The sequence below is a fragment of the Rhodococcus sp. BP22 genome (assembly GCF_014281965.1).
GTDB lineage: Bacteria > Actinomycetota > Actinomycetes > Mycobacteriales > Mycobacteriaceae > Rhodococcoides.
The window spans coordinates 45,350-67,205 of the sequence record NZ_JACFTB010000010.1 but is presented as its reverse complement, the minus strand read 5'-3'; the positions used below and the strand labels follow the sequence as shown (position 1 = coordinate 67,205).

The following is a 21,856-nucleotide window of genomic DNA, read 5'->3' as shown; positions in this document are numbered from 1 at the left end:
TCAGCCTATCCCTGGGATGAATCGAACAACGAGGTCGATGAGCCAAATACCGACGAACGGCGTAATGACACCGCCCACTCCGTAGAGCAGGAGGTTGCGCCTGAGCAACTTCGACGCACTCGACGGAACATAGCGAACACCTTTGAGTGCCAGAGGTATGAGCCCGATGATCACCAGTGCATTGAAGATGACCGCCGACAGGATCGCGGACTCCGGAGTCGCGAGACCCATGATGTTGAGTGCACCCAGCTGCGGGTACACGACGCTGAACATGGCCGGCAGAATGGCGAAGTACTTCGCCAGATCGTTGGCCAGGGAGAACGTAGTCAAGGCACCGCGGGTGATCAGCAACTGCTTGCCGATCTCGACGACCTCGATCAACTTGGTCGGGTCGGAATCGAGATCGACCATGTTGCCTGCCTCTTTGGCCGCAGACGTACCGGTGTTCATCGCTACGCCGACGTCCGCCTGGGCAAGTGCGGGTGCGTCATTGGTGCCGTCACCTGTCATGGCGACGAGCCGTCCGCCTTCTTGCTCCTTGCGGATGAGGGCGAGTTTGTCCTCGGGTGTCGCTTCGGCGAGGAAGTCGTCCACACCTGCTTCGTCGGCAATTGCTTTGGCTGTCAACGGATTGTCACCGGTGACCATGACGGTCCTGATGCCCATGGCACGCAGCTGTGCAAACCGTTCGGCGATATGCGGCTTCACGACGTCGGAGAGTTCGATGACGCCCAGAGCACGTACCGGCCCACCGATCGGGCCGGATGCGACGACGAGCGGAGTTGCACCCATCGACGCGATGGTGTGTGTCGTCTCGTCGACCTCCGGGTTGATCAGCGGTCCGCCGTTGGCGCGAACCCACTCCAAGACCGAATCGGTTGCGCCTTTCCGGACCTGGACGCCGTCGAGATCGATACCGCTCATCCGCGTCTGTGCAGTGAACGCCACGAACTCGCCGGTCTTTTCACTATCGGTGGCCTGCGCAGGCAACGAGTAGTCGCGGGTGCAGAGATCGACGATGCTGCGTCCCTCCGGTGTGCCGTCGGCCAGTGACGACAGCCGAGCAGCAGCTGCGAGTTCTCCGGCTGTGACGCCGGGAGCTGGGTGCAACCCGGTGGCGCGACGGTTGCCGTAGGTGATCGTTCCGGTCTTGTCCATCAGCAGTGTGTCGATATCGCCTGCGGCTTCGACAGCGCGCCCGGACATCGCCAGCACGTTGCGCTGCACGAGGCGGTCCATACCGGCGATGCCGATAGCGGACAGCAACGCGCCGATGGTCGTGGGGATGAGGCACACCAGCAGGGCGATCAGCTTGATCGGATCCTGTGCTTCACCGCCGTAGGCGCCCATCGGACCGATTGCGACTACCGCAAGGAGAAAGATGATCGTGAGTGAGGCGAGCAGGATGTTGAGCGCGATCTCATTCGGCGTCTTCTGGCGCGATGCGCCCTCCACGAGTGCGATCATGCGGTCGACGAACGACTCACCTTGAGCAGAGGTGATTTTTACGACGATTTCGTCGGACAGCACACCGGTTCCGCCGGTCACTGCGCAGCGGTCGCCGCCCGATTCGCGCACAACCGGCGCGGATTCGCCGGTGATCGCCGATTCGTCAACGGTGGCAATGCCTTCGATGACGTCACCGTCGCCGGGGATTATCTCGCCGGCGGAGACGACGACCTCGTCGCCGATCCGCAATTCGGTGCCCGGTACTTCTTCGATAGCTCCCGAAGACGTGCGTCGGCGCGCGATGGTGTCGCGTTTGACGGCACGCAGGCTCGCGGCCTGTGCTTTACCTCTACCCTCCGCAACGGATTCGGCCAGGTTCGCGAACAGCAGCGTGAACCAGAGCCAGGCTGTGACGAGCCAGGAGAACACCGACGGGTTGCTCACTGCGAGAACGGTAGTGATGACCGACCCGATGAGTACCACGAACATGACCGGGTTGCGGGCAAGGTGTCGTGGGTCGAGCTTGCCGAAGGCTGCGGGGAGCGAGGTCCACATCTGCCGTGGGCTGAAGTAACCGGCCTTCACCGGTGTCGGCGAGTCGACGACGTCGGCTTCGTTGTCTATCAGTCGAGATGATGTGACGGTCATTGCAATGCCTCTGCGATCGGGCCCAGAGCGAGGGCCGGGAAGAAGGTAAGTGCCGCAACGAGTACGGCAGTTCCGAGCAACAGTCCACCGAAGAGCGGGCCGTTGGTCGGCAGCGTGCCGGTATTCGGTGCGGTTCGCTTCGATGTAGCCAGTGATCCGGCGAGCGCCAGAACGAAGATGATCGGCAGGAATCGCCCGAGCAACATGGCAAGGCCGAGTGAAGTCTGGAACCAGTCACTGGTCACCGTCAGGCCACCGAATGCGCTGCCGTTGTTGTTGGAGGCAGAGGTGTAGGCGTAGAGCACTTCGCTGAACCCGTGGATCGAGCTCGGGGTTCCTGGGTCGCCCGAATTGCCTTGGTAGCCAGTGGTGGACGAGAGAATCACCGAGATGGACGTTCCCACCAACACCAGGGCCGGCATGACCAGAACGGACAAGGCAGCGAGTGTGATCTGACGCTGACCGATCTTCTTGCCGAGGAACTCGGGGGTGCGGCCGACGAGAAGTCCGCCGACGAACACTGCGATGATCGCCAACACGAGCAGGCCGTACAGGCCGGTACCCACGCCACCGGGCGCGATCTCACCGAACAACATATTCAGGATGGCGGCGCCACCACCGAGCGGAGACATACTGTCGTGCGCGGAGTTGACTGCACCCGTGGATGTTCCGGTAGTCGCTACCGCGAACAGGGTCGATCCGGGAATTCCGAAGCGAACTTCCTTACCCTCCATCATCGAACCCGCGGCCTGAGCGGCAACGCCGCGAGCACCGGATTCAGCGAGCGCAATGACGGTGAGCATTGTTGCGAACAGTGCAGCCATGACTGCGAGCAGCGTCAGACCCTGCTTGCGATCGCCGACCATCGTTCCGAAGGTGCGCGTCAATGCGACCGGGATGAGAAGGATCGCAATGATTTCGACAACGTTGGAGAAGGGAGACGGGTTTTCGAACGGGTGCGCGGCGTTGGCCGCCATGATTCCGCCACCGTTGGTTCCGAGTTCCTTGATCGCTTCCTGTGAAGCAACCGGTGCCAACGCATTGCTCACTGTCACACCGTCGAGACCGGTCGAGGCGAATCCCGAGCTGAAGGATTGAATAGCGCCTTGCGTCAACAGGATCAGGGCAATGATGAACGACAGTGGAAGCAGGATACGAAGCGAAGCGCGAACGAGATCGACCCAGAAGTTGCCGATCTCCCCACCGGTGCGAACTCGTACGAATCCGCGAATGACGGCGATGGCGACGGAAATGCCGACCGCGGCAGAAACGAAGTTCTGTACAGCCAGGCCCATCGGCTGGGTCAGGTTCGACAGCGTCGTTTCGGGGGTATACGACTGCCAGTTGGTGTTCGTGGTGAACGAGACAGCGGTGTTGAATGCGACCGACGGGCTCACTCCAGACAAACCGCCGTTCAGCGGCAGCACTCCCTGAATACGTTGCAGCGTATAGAGAAAGACGACGCTCGCAGCAGAGAAACCGAGCAGCGACAGCGAGTAGCCCACCCAGGTCTGCTGTGAGCGGGGATCGATTCGGCAGATCCGGTAGATCCACGATTCGACCCGGAGGTCGGCCCAGGCCGTGGTCGTGCCGCCGCGGGTCCGCTGGAGAGTCGCGGTGCGACCTCCTGCGGCGTGGCCGGAGCCGGCACCTTCCTCGTCGGTATCGTGTTCGGTGGCGAAAATCTTCGCCATGTAGTCGCCGAGTGGAACATAGGCAATAGCCAGAACAGCCACGACGAAGGCAATCTGAAGTCCGGCAGCCAGAGCGGCATTCATATGATCAGAACCTCTCTGGATCGAGTAGTGCGACGAATAGGTAGATCGCCGTCAGAGCAGCGATGACCACCAGGACGATGCTGATGATTCCGTCGGTGGTCACTTCGTCTTCACCTTCGAGGTTGCAGTGTTCGCCAACAACCGCAGGATCAGTGCACATACACCGAATCCCACGGCGGTGACGGCGAGATAGCCCAGATCAGCCATGGATGTTCATGCCTCTTCGACATAGTGGGGTCAACGCTTATACGCGCTGGTCGACGGGCACATCGCCCGACGTTCATGGATATGTCTACGCCGACAAAACCACCCCGCCGAAGATCCTTACGGTTCCTTTATGCCTCCACCGACAGTCATGACGCGAAAGTGACGAGCTCACGCGGTTCTGTGTCGTAGCTCGCTAGCGGTACCACGCCCACACGATCACCTGACCTGCTGAAAAGGCCGATCGTAGGTTTCTGACATGGGACATTGTGGGAGAGTCCCTGTAGTCCCTTCGGGTGACGCGATCCGCGCGCCATCCAGTCGGACCGAGTGCGTGCCCTGGGAGGTTGTGATGCCCGTCCTACACGACGGTGCCCCTCGGCGGTTGCGGCGTGCGCGGCGCCGACAAGAGCGCACGCAACTCTCCGACTGCCGTCCGGGCCGTGTAGCGCGCGGTTCACTTGGGCCAGGGTCAGCCGATAGAGCAGACGATCGCGCGTTCGAACCGCACAAGGAGACCGAGCCATGACCGAAGCCCATGATCTCGAGGCGGCGCGCGCCGCGTTGGTGATGATCAACCCCGCGCCCTACAGTGCCGAGGCGCCGCCAGCGGCGCTCAATGACAAGATCACTCCCGCCGAGTTCCACTACGTACGAAGCAATTTCGCGTTGCCCGTTCACGACGGCACTGTGGAAATCGGTGGCGCGGTGGGCCATCCGACCGTCCTGACCCTTGACGATCTACGCGCGATGCCGGCACACGAACACACAGTCACTCTGGAATGTGCAGGCAATGGCCGCCTGGACATGAGGCCGCTACCGACCGGTGAACCATGGGGTGACTACGCCGTCTCCACCGCACGATGGACTGGCGCGCTCCTTCACGAGATATTGGCGAAGGTCGAGCCATCGGCGCGGGGCGTCGAAATTCTTGCCCAGGGTGCCGACCACGGGCCTTACCATCTCGATGCGATCCTGCCCGACACCGATCAGGACGACCTCACCTTCATGCGGTCCCTCCCACTCTCGATTGCAACCGACCCGGCGTCGGGAATCCTCATCGCCTATGAAATGAACGGTGAGCCGCTCGGTTCCGACCACGGCGCACCTTTTCGGTTGATCGTGCCCCACTGGTACGCGGTTGCGTCGGTGAAATGGCTGAAGCGGATCGACGTGATCACCGAGCCCTACACCGGCGAATTTCAGACCGGCCACTACATGTACGAGTGGCCTGACCGACCTCACGAAGCGGTAACCCTGATGCATCCACGCGCCCGGATCACAGACCCGGCGCCGGGCTCGGTCATCGGCCACGGGCCCTACACCGTCCGGGGAAAGGCATGGTCGGGCACAGGACCCATCGCGCGCGTCGATGTCAGCCTGACCGGAGAAGGTGATTGGCTCCCGGCCCAGGTGGAACCAGCCTCGAGTGGATACCACTGGCAGGACTGGAGCTTTACCTGGGACTCGAACAAAATCGGTAGACACACTCTGAGAGCCAGAGCGACCGACGCCGCCGGGAACGTACAACCCGACGTTCCGCGGTGGAACCGGTTGGGTTACGGAAACAACGCCATCGGAGTCATCTACGTCGATCGCCGATGACCAACTGAGACGTGATGTGAATTTGACCCTCTGTACAAGTCTCACAGACTCAGGATCGCCGCCGCGGTCCCGGCAACAGTCCGGTCGCCGTCGCGGGCCAACTCGGCGAGTAGGTTACGGGCCTCAGCGCCCGGAATCTCGGCGAGCGCCTGAGTAATTCGCAAACGGATCGAAGCATCGACCGTAGCGTCGAGCTTGTCCTGCATCGCTCGGATGATGTCTTCGGAAACGGTCGGGTCGTCGGCCAACAGTCCCAGCACCTCGGCAGCCTCGACGTCGGACCGTCCCTCGATCACTATCCGGAGAAGGGCAGGAACAGCCTCGGCGACGCGCAGCATGCCGATGGTCAACGCAGCCCGGTCTCGCACGACGACATCACAATCGGTGAGTGCAGTCTTCAGCAGCATCGTTGCTTCGGTGGTGGGTATCTCCGCGATTGCGGCGGCCGCACGGCGCCGAACCTCGACCGACTCCGATGCCAGTCCGACGGCCAGCGCCGCCAACCCCTCACCGCCTCCTCTCGCCAGCGACCATCGAAGCGCTCCAGCAACATTGAGGTCACCCTCCGACAGCGCCGCCTCGACGAGCGCTTCGACAGACAGTGGTGTTCCCTGGTTCTGGGCCAGCACCGCTTGCTGACGGCGGGCACCCGATTCCGATTCGAGAGCGCGGAGCAACGAAACGATGGCCATCACGTCCTCCCACTGCGAGGCCGCTCCAACGCGCTCGAGGTTCGCGAGCAGCTCCTCCTCTGCGGCAATCCGCGCCTTCGTATGACCGATCAACTCCCCCACCAGTTCTGCCGGCGCGAAGTTCGGTTCGTCGAGCGCTCGCTTGGCTTCGTTCAACGACATCCCTAGAGTCCTGAGAGATTCGACCTGGAACAGGCGACGAATATCGTCGGTCGAGTACTCGCGATAGCCACCGGACGTGCGGCCCGTCGGCTGCACCAGCCCCACGGCGTCGTAGTGGCGCAGCATGCGAGTGCTGACTCCCGAACGCCGCGAGACCTCACCGATCAACAATTTTCCGCCTCTCTCCTACATCCCGGTACCGGTCACCACGACGCGCTTTGCCACCTCGACTGAGAGGGTGAAACCACTTTCGGGGTCATCCACCAGTCTCTCCGTCGCCGCAGCATGAGCCCGGACGCGTAGATCACGGCTCGCTCCAGCGGCATCCAGAGTCGGCGACGCGTCCGACCCCAGCGCTGCCAACGCGCGGCTCAGGCTTCGCTGCATGTCATGGTCACCCCGTCCGAGCGCCTTGGCCAAGTTGGCCGCGAGCTCACTCTCGGCGCCCGACGGGACGAGGACCACTGCGGCTCGCCATGCGCTGAGCGCAACCTCGTCGTGCGCGTCGTGCAGTAGTGCCGATACTGACGGCCATGCTGTCCGATCACCGATCTTGGAAAGGGTGTGCAGTGCTTGGCTACGAGCCTGCGCCGTGGCCGAGGACAGCTCCTCTAGCAACCTCGGTACTGTGATCTCCGGCGGAAGTCGGCACAATGCCCACGTCAGCATGTCCCGAACGAAGAAGTCTGGTTCGACGGCACACCGCGCCAGCAAAGCCTGAGCCAGGGCAGGATCACCGAGCGTTCCGGCCGAGAGGGCCGCGCGAAGTCGCGTCGAGGAATCGGTAGTGGCAAGAGCGTCGAGCAGGCGAGTATGCGGCTCGCCCGGGTTGGTTGTGTTCACGACAACCACCTCCTTCACTCGACTACTCCACTCCTTGTCACAGTGTCAGGGTCAAGCGACGAAGTCACTCGGATGAGTTCCGGGAAAGGCGCACCCTGGTCCGAGATGCGCATCGATGCCTGCGAGGCGTCGTCCCGACTGGCTGTTCAACTCTCGAAACGAGGAGCCACTGCCGAGTTTCGACGACTACTACCCTGCCCAGGCGGAGTACTACTCCTCGCTCTCGCCCCGCTAGCGGTAGGGCCTGCGTGCCGTTTCCGGGTCTCCGAAGGTGATTGCCCGCTCGCGGCGAGAACCGGTCGCCAGAGTTGCGGCCCAGTTGATCAGCGTGCCGACGCGATTGCGGGCGCCCGAGAGAAACGCGATATGGATGACTCCCCAGGACACCCATCCGAGGAACCCGGACATCCGCAGCGGTCCGGCCTGGACGAGCGCGTGCCCACGGGAGATGTAGGCCGCGGTGCCGAAGTCTCGGTATCGGAACGCCTGTCGTGAGGCAGTCGGGTCGCTCCGATCAGTGGCGATGAGCAAACCGACGTGGCGCCCACCCTGCATGGCGACCTCGGCGACACCCGCCAGATCTCGATAGGACATCAAGTCGCCGACGACCCAGATGTTGCGATGTCCCGGTACCGACAGATCCGACTCGACGGCAATTCGCCCTGATCGGTCCTGTTCCACACCGAGAGCCTCCGCAAGTTGCCGAGCAAACGGAACTGCCTCGACGCCCGCCGTCCACAGCACGGTTCGAGTGTCGTAACGAGTGACCGTCTTCGGCTCCGCCTTCGACGTGGTTTCGACGTCGGTGCCGGTGACATCGGTGACGTGCACACCCAAGTGCGTTTCGACGCCGACGGTATCGAGGGTCTTCTGCGCCGCAGCGGACAACTTCTTGTCGAACGAGGGCAGGACTCGATCACCACCATGGAGTAGCAGCACCCGCGCCTCACCCGGGTCGATGGACCTGAACTCGTGAGCCAACGACCTGGTTGCCAGTTCGCGGATCTGTCCAGCCAATTCCACGCCCGTCGGCCCTCCGCCCGCGACTGCGAACGTCAGCCAAGGCCGCCGTTCCTCTGCCGTGGGCAGTGCTTCCGCCATCTCGAATGCTGCAATCAACTTGCGGCGGACGGTCAAAGCGTCGTCGAGCGTCTTCATGCCCGGTGCGTGCTGGATGTACTCGTCGTGCCCGTGATACGACTGCTGCATACCTGCAGCCACCACGAGATAGTCGTAAGCGAACTCGTAAGTCGAACCGTCGAATCTGCTCGCGGTCACCACTCGCGCCCCGGGATCGACTGTGGTTGCCTCGCCGAGTGCGACGTGAGCATTCTTCTGCCTTCGCAGCAGGTGCCGGAGTGGACTCGAAATGGATCCTTCGGACACCAATCCGGTCGCACACTGATAGAGCAGGGGTTGAAAGACATGAGACGTACCGCGCTCCAGCACGGTGACGTCGACGTCACTGCGACGTAGTGCTCGTGCGGCGTAAAGACCACCGAAGCCGCCGCCGACTATCAAAACTCGAGGCCGACCCTGCGCGGTCATGAAGCGTGACCGCCGAGGCGAACCGGTTTGGGCGCAGACGGCGTCATAGACATGGCTGGTTCTCCTCGAGAAGTTTTCGGCGGTCCAGTTATCGAAGATAGACCGGAGTCTGGGGGCAGACCGGACACTCGAGAAAATCTATTGTGGCTGGGGTAGACATTGTGGCTTCGGTGATTTACAGTAGTTCTCGTACACGAAAGAAGAGATCGAAAGGCGCGGGAGAGGACGAACTACCCGCGAGAAGACCGGCGGTTCGAGTTTTTTGCGACACCGCCGATGCAGGTGCAGTACAAGCAGGGCTAGTTGGTAATTGGAAGAAGGGAGGAGTTGCATCGTCAGTTCGCCCACGCTGTCTTGTTCTTCGGGCGAACACCGCAAATGTCATCAGGCAAGTGGAAATAGATGGTAGTAATTCCCCACCAGGGCCCCGGTGCGATCGTGCACCGGGGCCCTTCGTCTTCAAGCACCAAGAAGGCTCGCGCACACTCCGGATTTGCGTGCTCAGCGGTGGAAGTGACTCACATCTCGGTGTCGGATGATTCTTCCGAACCGTCGATGACTTCCTGAAGATGGGCATTGGTTCGGTGAGCTGCCGCAAGCTGATCCTCGAGGACGACGATGCGGCACGCGGCGTCGAGCGCAGTGCCCTGATCGAGCAAATCACGGACCCGCGACGCAATACGGAGTTGGAAGCGAGAGTATCGCCGGTGCCCGCCCTCGGATCTATGAGGAATCAACAGGTTCGCCTCGTCGAGGCTGCGTAGAAATCCAGGGGTTGCGTTCAACATCGTTGCGGCAGTGCCGATGTTGTATGCCGGGTAATGCTGATCGTCGAACTTGTCGCCTGCCGACGTTTCGTTCACATCGCTATTGCTGTGGTTCACAACACCTTCCGGATGAGCTCGTTGCTGGGGCCGGAACATGGAGACCGCCACGCACGAGCAACACCATTCATGGCGCCAAGCCTGGTCCATTCACCTGACACGACACAAGCGCCAGACGCCCCAAGGGTCGATTCACTCGAATAATACCGTTCACGCTGCAACGATGTCTACCGTAGCCACAGGAGATTTACCTGGAACGGTAGGAGCGGCGACCATCAGTCCCGACTAGTTGTCGCGACTGATCGGGTCCGATCGGTAGACGTCGGGGATTCCGTCGTTGTCGTCGTCGCACGTCTCTTCTTCGTGAATCCGCTTGTACACCTTGTTGCGAATACGCAGTAGTGCCGAAGCCAGCAGTGCTGCCAGGATCGATCCCGCCAAGACACCGATCTTGACATGATCGTCGCGCTCGGTGCCCGGCCCGAAGGCGAGGTCACCGATCAACAACGAGACCGTGAACCCGATGCCTGCAAGTATCGAGATCCCGAGGATATCGATCCACTGGAGCGACTTGTCGAGTGATGCGCGAGTAAATTTCGACAGCAGGAACGTCGTTCCGAAAATGCCGATGGTTTTACCCACCACCAACCCGAAGATGATGCCCAGTGCAATCGGATCGCTGAGCGCGCTGGTCAAACCACTGAAGCCTCCAATGGTGACCCCCGCGGCACAGAATGCGAAGACGGGGATGGCCACTCCAGCGGACAGCGGACGGATTCGATGCTCGAAATATTCGGCCAGTCCGGGGCCGGCATCCGGTCCACCGCCCGCGCGACTGCGCACCACCGGGACTGCAAACCCGAGCAGGACGCCCGCGACGGTCGCATGGATGCCCGATTCATGCACCAGCGTCCATGTGACAAATGCGAGTGGTATCAGAATCCACCACGACCGGACACGCTTTTGAACCGCGAAGGTGAACAAAGCGAGCGGAATCAACGCCAAACCGAGAGCAATGAAATTCACATCATCGGTATAGAAGACCGCAATCACAGTGATCGCGAGAAGATCGTCCACCACAGCGAGGGTGAGAAGAAATGTCCGTAGCGCAGTCGGCAGATGGGTACCGATCACCGCCAGGATCGCGACCGCAAACGCGATATCGGTGGCAGTGGGAATGGCCCAACCCTGCAGTGCACCGCCACCGGTGTTGCGGTTGAAGGCGACGAAAATGATGATCGGAACCACCATGCCGCCCAACGCGGCTGCGATGGGCAGTGCCGCACGCCGAGGATCGCGCAGGTCACCGGCAACGAATTCGCGTTTGAGTTCCAGGCCGACAACGAAGAAGAAGATCGCCAGCAACCCGTCGGCCGCCCATGTCGACAACGTGAGATCCAAATGCAGTGCGGACGGCCCGACCTTGATGTTCATCAACGACTCGTAACCGTCGGCCCACGGCGAATTCGCCCACGTCAACGCCGCGACAGCAGCAACGAGCAGTAGGAAGCCACCGACGGTTTCCTTGCGCAGAATAGCGGCGACTCGGTCCGCTTCGGACCAGGATCCGCGGGAGAACAGCGGGAGCCGTTGCGAGTTGGACATATGTGGCGAGCCTTTCGTTGAGCATCCGCAGCCACCGTAACGACGCTCTACTGACGGGACGTCCGGCTGAATCGGAAAACATTTGAGCATGGTTGGACCATGCCGACCAGACTTCCCGGCGCACCGAGGGTGAGTTTATCGGTTACATCGACCGAACGACAATCGAACAGATGCAATCGCCACTCACTGCCGGTCGGCGCGGCGTCGGACACCGCCCCGTCGGTTGATCGCCACTGCCGCAGATCCGTGGCCCTACTGCACACGACACCCGTCGATTTGGTGGGGATTCGTCGGTCGCATTACCGTGAGTTCAATTCGATATCACTTTCTCTACATATCCACCAAGCAATGCAAGGAATCCTCCACGATATGAATTCTGTGATCACAGCGTGGCGTGGCCTACGCAAACCGGTGTTCATTCCGGCGTCATTGATAATTTTGGCGATGATCACCTTTTCGGTGGTCTTCGCAAGCACCGCCTCCGATGCATTCGAATCACTGAACACTGCAATCACCGACGGTGTCGGCTGGTGGTACATCCTCAGCGCCACCGGATTCGTGCTGTTCGCGCTGTACTGCGGCATCAGTCGAATCGGCAACATCCGCCTCGGCCGCGACGACGAAAAGCCAGAGTTCGGCGTCTTCTCGTGGTTCGCGATGCTCTTCAGCGCGGGGATGGGCATCGGCCTGGTGTTCTACGGCGTCGCTGAACCACTCTCGCATTACGTGAACCCGCCAGAGGCCGGGCGAATAGAGGGTTCGACCGACGGTGCGGCGAACCAGGCGATGGAACTGACGCTCTACCACTGGGGCCTGCATGCCTGGGCGATCTATGTGGTCGTCGGTCTCGGACTGGCCTACATGACCTACCGCAAGGGGCGCCCACTCTCGGTTCGGTGGCTGCTCGAGCCGTTGCTCGGTCGAAAGCGCATCGAAGGCTCCATTGGTCACATCATCGATGTCATCGCCATCGTCGGCACCCTGTTCGGCGTCGCGACCTCACTCGGCTTCGGAGTCCAGCAGATCTCGGCCGGCCTCGAGTATCTCGGCTGGATCGAGTCCAGCAACTGGCTCACGATCATTCTGATCGTGGGAGTCACCGGGCTGGCGACATTTTCCGTCGTCTCCGGTGTGACCAAGGGCCTCAAATGGCTCTCCAACATCAACATGGTGCTCGCTGCGAGCCTGGCGGTATTCGTACTGATCCTCGGGCCGACCTTGTTCCTGATGCAGTCCTGGGTACAAAACCTCGGCGGCTATGTCCAAGCCCTACCGGAGTTGATGCTGCGCACCTCCCCGTTCGCCGACGACGGCTGGGCGGGCGCGTGGACAATCTTCTACTGGGGCTGGTGGATGAGCTGGGCGCCGTTCGTTGGCATGTTCATCGCGCGCATTTCGCGCGGCCGCACGATCCGCCAGTTCGTGTTCGGTGTGCTGCTGGCCCCGACCATCATCGGCTCGCTGTGGTTCACCATCTTCGGTGATGCCGGCATCCTGCGTCAGCGCAACGACAAGGACATGCTGACTGCCGCCGGTGAGGTCGATACCAACACCACCCTGTTTCACCTGCTCGACGGATTCCCCCTCGCTACGGTCACGAGTGTTCTCGCAATCTTGGTGGTGGTGTTCTTCTTCGTCACCTCCTCGGACTCGGGGTCCTTGGTGATCGACATCCTCTCGACCGGTGGCGATCTCGACACCCCGAAGATCACCCGCGTGTACTGGGCAGTTCTCGAGGGCGTCGCGGCGGCAGTCCTGCTCCTGGTCGGTGGCTCCGGATCGCTGACGGCGTTGCAAACAGCGTCGATCGCGACGGCAGTTCCGTTCTCGATAGTCCTGGTTCTTGCGTGCATCTCGATGCTCAAGGCCTTCCACTACGACGTCGCCACCACCCCCAACTACGTCCGAATCACCGCGACGGGCGAGGCCTCCAATGGTGCGTTGGTAACAGCGGGCAGCCAGTCCGACGGTCCAGGACGTCGCAAGCGTGGCGCGGGAATCTCCTCGACCTTCGCCGGTCTCACGCCGTCCCGGCAGAACGTGGCAACACCCAGCTCGGAGCACGTGGTCGTCGCTGTCCATCAGCTCACGTCCGACCAGATCGGAATCGACCCGAACACCGGTGCCGTCGAATACTCCCCTGGCGAGGCGCGACGCGATCCGCTCGGTGGTGAAGTGTTCGACTCTCAGGAGTTCGTCGACTCCGCTGAGGGCCACGCACAGAAGGCGGAGGGGCAAGTGCAGAAAGCCAAGTCGTCAGACCTGCCAGAGTAGAAGCAACCTGCCGTCATGTCGGCGGTCGTGCCCGGATCGAGTCTGATCCGGGCACGACGCATATGTGGGTCACCGAGGGCTTCCGGTTCGATGCTTGCGCTGCTCGGCGAGCCATAGTCCGAAGCCGATCGTGGGGAAGCCGGCACCGAGCACGCAGACTCCCGTCCAGCCGGCCTGGGTGTAGGCCAGGACCGACAGCGCGCTCCCGATGGAACCCGCCATGAAATAGGTCGTCATATAGGCGGTATTGAGTCTGCTGCGGGCGTCGGGCCGCAGCGGATAGAACAGGCTCTGGTTGCTGATGTGTGTGCCTTGAATGCCGAGATCGAGCAACGCTACGCCCGCCGCCAGCAGAAACACGTTGTGTTCTCCGAGTGCCAGAAGCACGAAGCTGAGCGCCGTGAGAGCCACGAACCAACCCGTCTGGCGCTGCGCATAGCCGCGGTCTGCCAGTGTTCCTGCGAGCCGTGCGGCTAGTGCACCGGCAACTCCGACAAGGGTGAAAAGTCCGATTCGAGCATCGGACCATCCGTATCCCGGCCCCGACAGTAGAAATCCGATCGATGTCCAGAACACCCCGAACGATGCGTAGGTGAGCGTTCCGTATCCGATACGCCACCGGAGCACCGGTTCTTCCCGGATGAGCTCGAAGACCGAAGCCAGCAGCGCTCGATACGAAGAAGTCGCACTCGGCGGCGCGACGGGCAGCGTGCGAACCAGCAGTGCGGCGACGACCATCAAGATCGCTGCGACTACGAAGACCGCTCTCCAGCCCGCGACCTGCGCTATCAACCCGGCGACCACGCGTGAGAGCAGAATGCCCAGCAGCAGACCTGTCATCACGTTGCCGATGACTCGGCCTCGTTCTTCTTCGGCCGCCAGCGAGGCAGCGAACGGCACCAGAACCTGACCGACTACAGATCCGACCCCCGCGACCATCGCAGCACATGCCAACACCTGCCACGACGGCGCTACTGCCATCACAACGAGGGACGCGCAGGTTACCGCGAGCATCCAGGTCATCAGCTTCCTGCGCTGGATCATGTCGCCGAGCGGTACGAGAAATGCCAGCCCGATGGCATACCCCACTTGGCTGGCGGTCACCACCAGGCCCACTCGGGTCATCGAAGCATCGAGGCTGTCGGCGATGGCGCCCACCAGCGGCTGGGCATAGTAGCTATTGGCAACCACCAATCCGGAGATCACTGCCATGATCCCGACGAGCCGCCCGTTCATCCGAGTCGTCGTGGGCAATTCAGAGTGCATGTGCCCATGGTCGACAACTCTCACTGTTCTGTCCAACATGTTATTTCGTACTCATTCATTGATAGAATCGTTCAATGGAGTTGCGACAGCTCGAACACTTCACCGCCGTAGCAGCCGAAGGCCACTTCACCCGGGCGGCGTCCCAGCTACATATTTCGCAATCCGCGCTCAGTTCGTCGATCCGGGCACTGGAGAAGGAGATCGGCACCGCGCTCTTCGAACGCACCACGCGCAGAGTGCTTCTCACCGCCTCCGGGTCGGTACTGCTTCGATATGCGCGCAGAATCACCGGTGACGTCGCCGATGCACGCGATGCCCTGCGTCAGATCTCCGACGGTGAAACCGGCACTGTCGCAATCGGAACCGTCCAAACATTCACTGCAGTCGACTTGCCCGCCACTCTGGGCCGATTTCACTCCGCCAACCCGGGGGTAGCAGTGACCCTGCGCGAAGGAACCACCGCCGAGTTACTGGATGCACTCGTCGGAGGGAAACTGGATCTGGCCTTCGTCGCACTGGATGCACAGCCCCTGGAGGTCGGGATTTTCGCGCTGGCGACCTACAGCGAGTTGTTGACTCTCGTCGTAGCCGACGGACATCCTCTGGCACAACGGAAGTCAGTTTCTCTCGCCGAACTCGCCGACTATCCGTTCATCGACTTCGAGGCCGGCCGCGGCTTACAGACCGTCGTCGACGCACTGTTCGACAATGCAGGCGTCGACCGTGACATCACATTCCGCATCAGCGACATGGAACGATTGTTGGGATTGGTGCGCCACAGCCTCGGTGTCGCGATAATTCCAGAGCCTCTTGCGCGGCGCCAAGCCGGCCTGTCCACGGTTGCCATCGACGTACATCCTCCTCCCACAAGAGAATTGACATTGGCATGCCGCACCGAGGAACCCACCAATTCTGCGGCACGCTCGTTCATCGGTGAACTCGGTTGAAATTCAGCCGTACCGATCATCAGCGGTCCATCGAGAGGTCAGGAACAGACTGGTCGACGGATGCAATCCCGTCGCCACCCACGTTAGTTGCTAAGATTCGCAAGTACCACGACCGTGGGCTCCCGACAGTCCTGCTCGAAAAACTGGAGGCGTAGTGGCACATTCACGCGAGCCCTTGTATCGAATGAAGGCCGACTTCTTCAAAACCCTCGGTCACCCTGCACGCATTCGCATTTTGGAGCTTCTGAGCGAGCGCGAGCATGCCGTCTCGGAAATGCTCCCCGAGGTCGGTATCGAGCCGGCGAATCTATCTCAGCAACTCTCCATCCTGCGGAGAGCAGGCTTGGTTGCCGCGCGTCGAGAAGGACTGTCCGTCTCCTACGCCCTGACGTCACCGCGCATCGCCGACTTACTGACCACCGCGCGGACCATCTTGACGGGCATGGTTGCCGGGCAGGCCGAGATGCTGGTCGACGACGCAGCCGCCGCAGAATCGATCGCCGCGACGGCCAAGGTCGCCGAGCAGTAGCACTCGCGCGACGTCGGAGGGCAGTGTCGAATCTCACGGGTCCACCACCTTCATTACTTGCTAATCTTAGCAAGTAATGAAGTAAGAATTCATCCCTCTCGCGGTACCGAGGACCCTATGACCGAGTCGCCCACACAGAAGCACGCTTCCGCAGCCACGCTCCATCGTGCCGGACAGTCGATCCGTGAACTATTGCCACGCTGGAGCGAATGGAGCACCTCGCTGCGGGCACCCGGCGCGGACCTGCTGGCCGGCCTGATCGTGGCCTTGGTGGCACTTCCCTTGGCATTAGGATTCGGAATTTCGACCGGGCTCGGGGCCGCTGCGGGCCTGACCACCGCAGTCATCGCAGGTGCGGTTGCCGCGGTGTTCGGCGGTTCACGCTTTCAGGTGTCCGGCCCTACCGGCGCCATGACCGTCGTTCTGGTCCCGATCGTCCACGAGTTCGGCGGATCCGGAGTACTCGCAGTCGGTCTGATCGCCGGAATCGTGCTGTTGATCCTCGCATTCGCCGGAGTCGGGCGGGCTGTGCGATTCATGCCCGCTCCCGTCATCGAAGGATTCACCGCCGGAATCGCTGTGGTGATCGCGCTCCAACAGGTCCCCGCAGCTCTCGGCATCGCCGACGCGCAGGGCGACAAGGTGTGGCGCAGTGCTGCCGACGCAGTGGTCAAGTTCGTGGATCATCCGTCGATTCTCACGCCGGTAACAGCACTTGCAGTGGCCTTCGTGATACTCGTCGGCGGACGTTCCTTGCCCAAGGTTCCCATCTCACTCGTCGCGGTCGCCATCGTGACGCTTGCCGCGAAACTGTTCCATCTCGATATTGCACGCATCGGTGAGATCCCATCTGGAATCGCAGCACCGACGTTGAATTTCTTGCACCTCGAGGACCTCACCTCCTTGTTGGCACCTGCACTGGCCGTCGCTGCGTTGGCCGCGCTCGAGTCGCTACTATCGGCAACCGCGGCAGACTCGATGGGAGTAGGCACCCGGCACAATCCCGACCGGGAGTTGTTCGGACAGGGCCTGGCAAACATCGTCGCACCGCTGTTCGGAGGGGTGCCGGCCACCGGTGCCATCGCCCGGACCGCAGTCAACGTTCGGTCCGGTGCTCGCAGCCGACTTGCCGCGCTGACCCACGCGGTCATTCTCGCCGCAATCGTCTACCTCGCGTCGACGCTGGTCGCCGAAATACCCCTGGCTGCACTTGCCGGAGTCCTCCTCGCCACGACGGTACGCATGGTCGAGACGGCCTCGATCATTGCCATCGCCCGCGCTACCCGCGCAGACACCGCAGTCATGGGAGCAACATTTCTGGTGACGGTTGCACTCGACCTGGTTACCGCAGTCGCAGTCGGCGTCGCATTCGCCGCAATCCTCGCGCTGCGCGCAATCGCCAAGTCGGCCAAGATCGAACAAGTCCCCCTCGACGACGAAGGACACCAGAGCGAAGAATACAAACTGCTGCGTGAGCACATCGTCGCCTACCGCATCGACGGTGCATTGTTTTTCGCTGCGGCACACCGGTTCCTGCTCGAGCTCGCCGAAGTCTCCGACGTCCACGTGGTCATCTTGCGTATGTCCCGTGTCACCGCCATCGATGCCACCGGTGCCATCGTGCTCAAAGACGCCATCGACAAGCTCGAACGCCGTCACATCACCGTATTGATCTCGGGTCTGAAGCCGGAACACTCACGACCGCTCCAAGCACTGGGGGTCTTCACCACCTCGGACAGCGAACGTAGGCACTTCTTCGAAGACACTCCTCACGCAATCGAACACGCCCGCACCCTGCTCGAAGAACGGTCTCTGGGTCGCTCTACCACCAAAGACGAAACCCAGTCGGTGAACACCATTCCGACATGACCATTCCTCGGCTCGGATTCGAAGCGAGGTCCCAGCGGAAACGGGCCTGCGAAGCAACGAGATCTGCAGCTCGGGATACACCTTGTACCGCCATCATCAACGCCATTGCGCGATACACCGCATCGAGCTGACCCGCCAACGGAGAGATCAACAGCTCACGTGGCCCGCTGCTGGTAATCATGCGTGCGGCACCACGAGCACCGGGCATTCCGCTCGGCGAAGGACAGTGGTAAGCGTACTGCCGCATGTGCGTCCTCGTTCATGGCCGACAACAAGCAACCTAGCGGTGCCGGACACTGCGACCAGTTCCGATCCCGAGCCGGCCTCGGCGTAGACGGTCGAGGAACGCACCGTGGGGTAGTCGGCGCGGAACGACTCCAGCCGGGCGTCCATAGGTGTTTCGGGAGCCACATTGGTGTTTGCTCCCCCGATCACATGAGCGACAACCTCCGAGATCGAGCGAGTATGGATGGCCAGGACATCGGTTTTCCTACTCGAAGCTTCGCGAAAAGCTTCTGCAACAACGACGTCGGACTCGAGAACCTCTGCATCTCCCAGCGCGACCACCACCGCACCATCGGAACCAGTACTGCACTCTCGCACGATCAATACCGGACACACCGATGATTCCACGAGTGTGAAAACCGTCGACCGCAGGACTCGCGCAGTCAAGGCATGCCCTTGGCTTATGCCGAGCACGAGTAGACGCGCAGATTTCGCCTCCGCAAGAATCGCTGATTCCGGTTGACCATGCAGCACTACAGTTTCTACCAGCACACTGCTGTCGATCTCCGCCGCAGCGTGCACTGCCTCGCGGAGCACCGTGCGACCGTAGTCGCCATCCACATCAGGAGCGCCGTACACGGTCTCAGGCTGGGGATGCGGGCTGATCACATGGACCAACCGCACTGCGGAGTGCAGTTCTTGTGCCTCCGCGACTGCCAGTCGCACGGCGTCGAGCGCCGCCCTCGATCCATCGACTCCGACGACGATAGGTCCACCCGAATACGAACTGTTCATCAGTTTCCTCTCGATGTTCACCATCGGCGCCGCGCCACCCCCGAAGTGCAGCGGACAAGCAGCGCCTCCACCCGAGAACGCTACGAGTTTTTTCCCGGTCGACGCAGCGGCCAGAGGTCACCAGCGTTCGGGACGTAAGTAGGCGACTTCGTCGCACGTGCCGGAAATACTTCGAAATGGGTGTATTTCCGTGCACATGGGGACCAGTCACGGCAAAGGCGCGGCCCAGACGATGCAGGCGCCGACGCCGGATGCGGGCGTCCCAACCGTCATCTCACCGCCGCATTCGAGTGCTCGCGCGCTCAGATTCGCCAAACCGCTTGTGGTGACGTCGTCGGGCATTCCGATGCCATTGTCCGACACCTCGATTCGAAGGTCGTCTCCGACCCGGATGGTCACGGTGACCGTATCGGCCGCTGCGTGCTGGACCACGTTGCTGACCGCCTCCCTGACGACGGCAACAGCGTGATCAGCGAGCGAGTTTTCGATAACCGACAATGGTCCGGACATTCGAACGACCGCACGGATGGGTACGTGTTCGGTGAGTTCGAGGACAGCGTCGTCGATGCGTTGGCGCAGGCGAGTGGCCGAATGCGACGAACTTTGCAGATCGAAAATCGTCGAGCGAATGTCCTGAACCGTGTCTTGCAAGTCGTCGATTGTTGTCGTCAACCGTTGGCGAATATCGTCCGACTCGGTTCGTTGCAGTGTGCTCTGCAACGACAAACCGACAGCGAATATTCGCTGGATCACGTGGTCGTGCAAGTCCCGGGCGATACGATCACGGTCGGACAGGACATCGAGTTCGTGGACCCGACGAGCGTTGTCGGCCATCTGCATCGCCAGCGCAGCCTGGTCCGCAAAACTCGCGACCAGTTCGAGTTCGGCATCGCTGAACGACCCGGTACCCTCCCTCCTCAACACCACCAACACGCCGCTGACACCGCCGGTGACACGCAACGGTGAGATCAGAGCGGGGCCGAACTCCTGGTCCATCGCGATGGATTCGTCGTCGAAGTCTTCCTTCCGGAATGCCGCACGACGCCTGAACGCGGCACCCGAACTCGACCCTTCGATGGGGATGGTGGAACCCAATAGCTTTTCGGCACAATGGCCTTCGCTAACCGAGACGACAAGCTGGGTAACGAGTGCTGGGTCCGCGTCGACGCCCTCCGGGACGGCGATGAAAGCCAGGTCGGCGGTGAGGAGATGCAGCGCCTTTCGCGACACCATCTGCAACACGTCACCGATTTCGGCACCGGCCAGCAGTTCGGTGCCGATATCTCTCGTCGCTTCCATCCATGCTTGACGGGTACGTGATTCCTCGTACAAGCGTGAATTTTCGATAGCAATACCTGCCGCCGACGCGAGCGCCTGTGTGACGACCTCGTCGTCATCGGTAAAAGGTGTTCCATCTTTCTTTTCCGTCAGGTACAGGTTTCCGTAAATTTCGCTGCGGATTCGAATCGGCACTCCGAGAAAGGTTTTCATCGACGGATGGTTCGGCGGAAATCCCACCGAATCCGGATGAGAGGTCAAGTCTTCCAGGCGTAGGACTTCGGGCTGATCGATCAACAATCCCAACACCCCACCTCCGGTGGGGAGCGGTCCAATACGGGTGCGCGTGTCGTCGTCCATCCCGAAGTTGATGAATGCGCTCAGTTCGTGACCTTTCCCTCGCACGCCGAGGGCACCATAGCGAGCGTCGACGAGTTTGACGGCCGATTCCACGATCGACCGCAGAGTCACCTCGAGGTCGAGGTCGGAGGTGATGACCAGCATGGCCTCTAGCAGCCCGTCTGCCTGGGCTCTGGCGTCCGCAATACGGCCGATGCGGTTCTGAACTTCGACCAGAAGTTCACCGAGACGGAGTTGCGGCAACGACGATCCGCTGGCGCGGGGCAGATCATCCACCACGAACTCCGGGGTGCCCGCCCGATATCGGATGTGTATCGGCAAGTTTCGAGGCATAAACGGCAGCTTGGGTGCGTCGCTCCATCCCGAGCTTCGCGAGAAGTCTCGAAACGTAGTTCTTCACTGTCTTTTCCGCCAGAAACATTCTGGTCGCAATCTGCCTGTTGGTCAGACCTTCACCGAGGAGGTCGAGCAAGGTGCGTTCCTGCCCGGTGAGATGGTCTATCGGTCCTGGGGCCGCGGTACCCGCTCGCAGCTTGTCCATCAACACGGCCGCGGCTCGATTGTCGAGCAACGATTTCCCCGAGCCGACGTCCTTGATCGCGCGAGTCAGCTCCATTCCGGTGATGTCCTTGACGACGTATCCACTCGCGCCGGCAAGGATGGCGTCGAGCATCGCCTGATCCTCGGTGAACGAAGTCAGCATCATGGTTTTCAGGTCTGGCAACCGATCGAGAAGTTCGCGGCACAGCTCGATGCCGTTGCCGTCGGGAAGCCGCACGTCGAGGACAGCGACATCGGGCTTCAACGCCGGGATGCGGGCGAGGGCTTGGGCGCAACTGCCGGCCTCACCGATGACTTCGAGATCGGGATCGGAGTCGATGAGGTCGATCAACCCGCGCCGCACTATCTCGTGATCATCGACCAGAAACACTGTGACCACGCCAACGCTCCCTTG

17 protein-coding genes are annotated in these 21,856 nt (G+C 61.5%); 5 read left to right on the top strand and 12 right to left on the bottom strand.

What is annotated here, in order from left to right:
- The 3 genes from kdpB to kdpF are packed head-to-tail and all read right to left on the bottom strand — an operon-like array spanning position 1 to position 3,978.
- A complete protein-coding gene (gene kdpB, locus H2510_RS19440; protein ID WP_186629930.1) occupies positions 1-2,097 on the bottom strand; it encodes a potassium-transporting ATPase subunit KdpB in 2,097 nt (698 codons plus the stop codon).
- Positions 2,094-3,875 carry a potassium-transporting ATPase subunit KdpA gene (gene kdpA / locus H2510_RS19435; protein ID WP_186629929.1) on the bottom strand — a complete coding sequence of 594 codons (1,782 nt, stop codon included), beginning with the start codon at positions 3,873-3,875 and terminating at the stop codon, positions 2,094-2,096. The genes kdpB and kdpA overlap by 4 nt, the downstream gene beginning before the upstream one ends.
- Positions 3,876-3,879: 4 nt before the next feature.
- Complete coding sequence (kdpF, locus tag H2510_RS21000) at positions 3,880-3,978, bottom strand: K(+)-transporting ATPase subunit F (RefSeq protein WP_125458724.1); 99 nt, start codon at positions 3,976-3,978, stop codon at positions 3,880-3,882.
- 626 nt (positions 3,979-4,604) lie between these two features.
- Between kdpF and H2510_RS19425 the strand changes: the two genes are divergently transcribed.
- Positions 4,605-5,684, top strand: coding sequence for a sulfite oxidase (locus tag H2510_RS19425; protein WP_186629928.1), 1,080 nt, complete (start codon positions 4,605-4,607; stop codon positions 5,682-5,684).
- Positions 5,685-5,725: 41 nt separating this feature from the next.
- Here H2510_RS19425 and H2510_RS19420 read toward each other — a convergent pair whose 3' ends face one another.
- The 5 genes from H2510_RS19420 to nhaA all read right to left on the bottom strand — a co-directional run bounded on the left by H2510_RS19420 (position 5,726) and on the right by nhaA (position 11,358).
- The gene (locus H2510_RS19420; RefSeq protein WP_186629927.1) at positions 5,726-6,709 is read right to left on the bottom strand and encodes a MerR family transcriptional regulator; all 984 of its coding nucleotides are present in this window, start codon (positions 6,707-6,709) and stop codon (positions 5,726-5,728) included.
- Between the two features lie 15 nt (positions 6,710-6,724).
- The gene (locus H2510_RS19415; RefSeq protein WP_186629990.1) at positions 6,725-7,390 is read right to left on the bottom strand and encodes a HEAT repeat domain-containing protein; all 666 of its coding nucleotides are present in this window, start codon (positions 7,388-7,390) and stop codon (positions 6,725-6,727) included.
- A 222-nt stretch (positions 7,391-7,612) separates the two neighbouring features.
- A complete protein-coding gene (locus H2510_RS19410; protein ID WP_186629926.1) occupies positions 7,613-8,929 on the bottom strand; it encodes an NAD(P)/FAD-dependent oxidoreductase in 1,317 nt (438 codons plus the stop codon).
- A 518-nt stretch (positions 8,930-9,447) separates the two neighbouring features.
- Positions 9,448-9,813 carry a MerR family transcriptional regulator gene (locus H2510_RS19405; protein WP_397517392.1) on the bottom strand — a complete coding sequence of 122 codons (366 nt, stop codon included), beginning with the start codon at positions 9,811-9,813 and terminating at the stop codon, positions 9,448-9,450.
- A gap of 225 nt (positions 9,814-10,038) precedes the next feature.
- Positions 10,039-11,358 (bottom strand): Na+/H+ antiporter NhaA, encoded by a 1,320-nt coding sequence (gene nhaA, locus H2510_RS19400; protein WP_186629925.1) that lies wholly within the window; start codon positions 11,356-11,358, stop codon positions 10,039-10,041.
- Between the two features lie 369 nt (positions 11,359-11,727).
- Between nhaA and H2510_RS19395 the strand changes: the two genes are divergently transcribed.
- Complete coding sequence (locus H2510_RS19395) at positions 11,728-13,632, top strand: BCCT family transporter (RefSeq protein ID WP_186629924.1); 1,905 nt, start codon at positions 11,728-11,730, stop codon at positions 13,630-13,632.
- 69 nt (positions 13,633-13,701) lie between these two features.
- On the opposite strand, the gene H2510_RS19390 is transcribed toward H2510_RS19395, so the two are convergent.
- Complete coding sequence (locus tag H2510_RS19390; protein ID WP_261393077.1) at positions 13,702-14,898, bottom strand: MFS transporter; 1,197 nt, start codon at positions 14,896-14,898, stop codon at positions 13,702-13,704.
- A gap of 74 nt (positions 14,899-14,972) precedes the next feature.
- On the opposite strand from H2510_RS19390, the gene H2510_RS19385 reads away from it, so the two are divergent.
- From H2510_RS19385 to H2510_RS19375, 3 genes are all read left to right on the top strand, one after another.
- Positions 14,973-15,845, top strand: a complete 873-nt coding sequence (locus H2510_RS19385; RefSeq protein ID WP_186629923.1) for a LysR family transcriptional regulator — start codon at positions 14,973-14,975, stop codon at positions 15,843-15,845.
- A gap of 184 nt (positions 15,846-16,029) precedes the next feature.
- On the top strand, positions 16,030-16,374 hold the full coding sequence (locus H2510_RS19380) for a metalloregulator ArsR/SmtB family transcription factor (protein ID WP_084345054.1): 345 nt from the start codon (positions 16,030-16,032) through the stop codon (positions 16,372-16,374).
- Positions 16,375-16,491: 117 nt separating this feature from the next.
- The gene (locus H2510_RS19375) at positions 16,492-18,243 is read left to right on the top strand and encodes a SulP family inorganic anion transporter (protein WP_186629922.1); all 1,752 of its coding nucleotides are present in this window, start codon (positions 16,492-16,494) and stop codon (positions 18,241-18,243) included.
- Between the two features lie 177 nt (positions 18,244-18,420).
- On the opposite strand, the gene H2510_RS19370 is transcribed toward H2510_RS19375, so the two are convergent.
- The 3 genes from H2510_RS19370 to H2510_RS19360 all read right to left on the bottom strand — a co-directional run bounded on the left by H2510_RS19370 (position 18,421) and on the right by H2510_RS19360 (position 21,841).
- Positions 18,421-19,263 carry a universal stress protein gene (locus tag H2510_RS19370; protein WP_186629921.1) on the bottom strand — a complete coding sequence of 281 codons (843 nt, stop codon included), beginning with the start codon at positions 19,261-19,263 and terminating at the stop codon, positions 18,421-18,423.
- 207 nt (positions 19,264-19,470) lie between these two features.
- Positions 19,471-21,234: a GAF domain-containing sensor histidine kinase gene (locus H2510_RS19365; protein WP_186629920.1), complete on the bottom strand. Its 1,764-nt coding sequence runs from the start codon at positions 21,232-21,234 to the stop codon at positions 19,471-19,473.
- The gene (locus H2510_RS19360) at positions 21,170-21,841 is read right to left on the bottom strand and encodes a response regulator transcription factor (protein WP_186629919.1); all 672 of its coding nucleotides are present in this window, start codon (positions 21,839-21,841) and stop codon (positions 21,170-21,172) included. Before H2510_RS19360 ends, H2510_RS19365 begins: the two co-directional genes overlap by 65 nt.
- Positions 21,842-21,856: the final 15 nt, after the last annotated feature.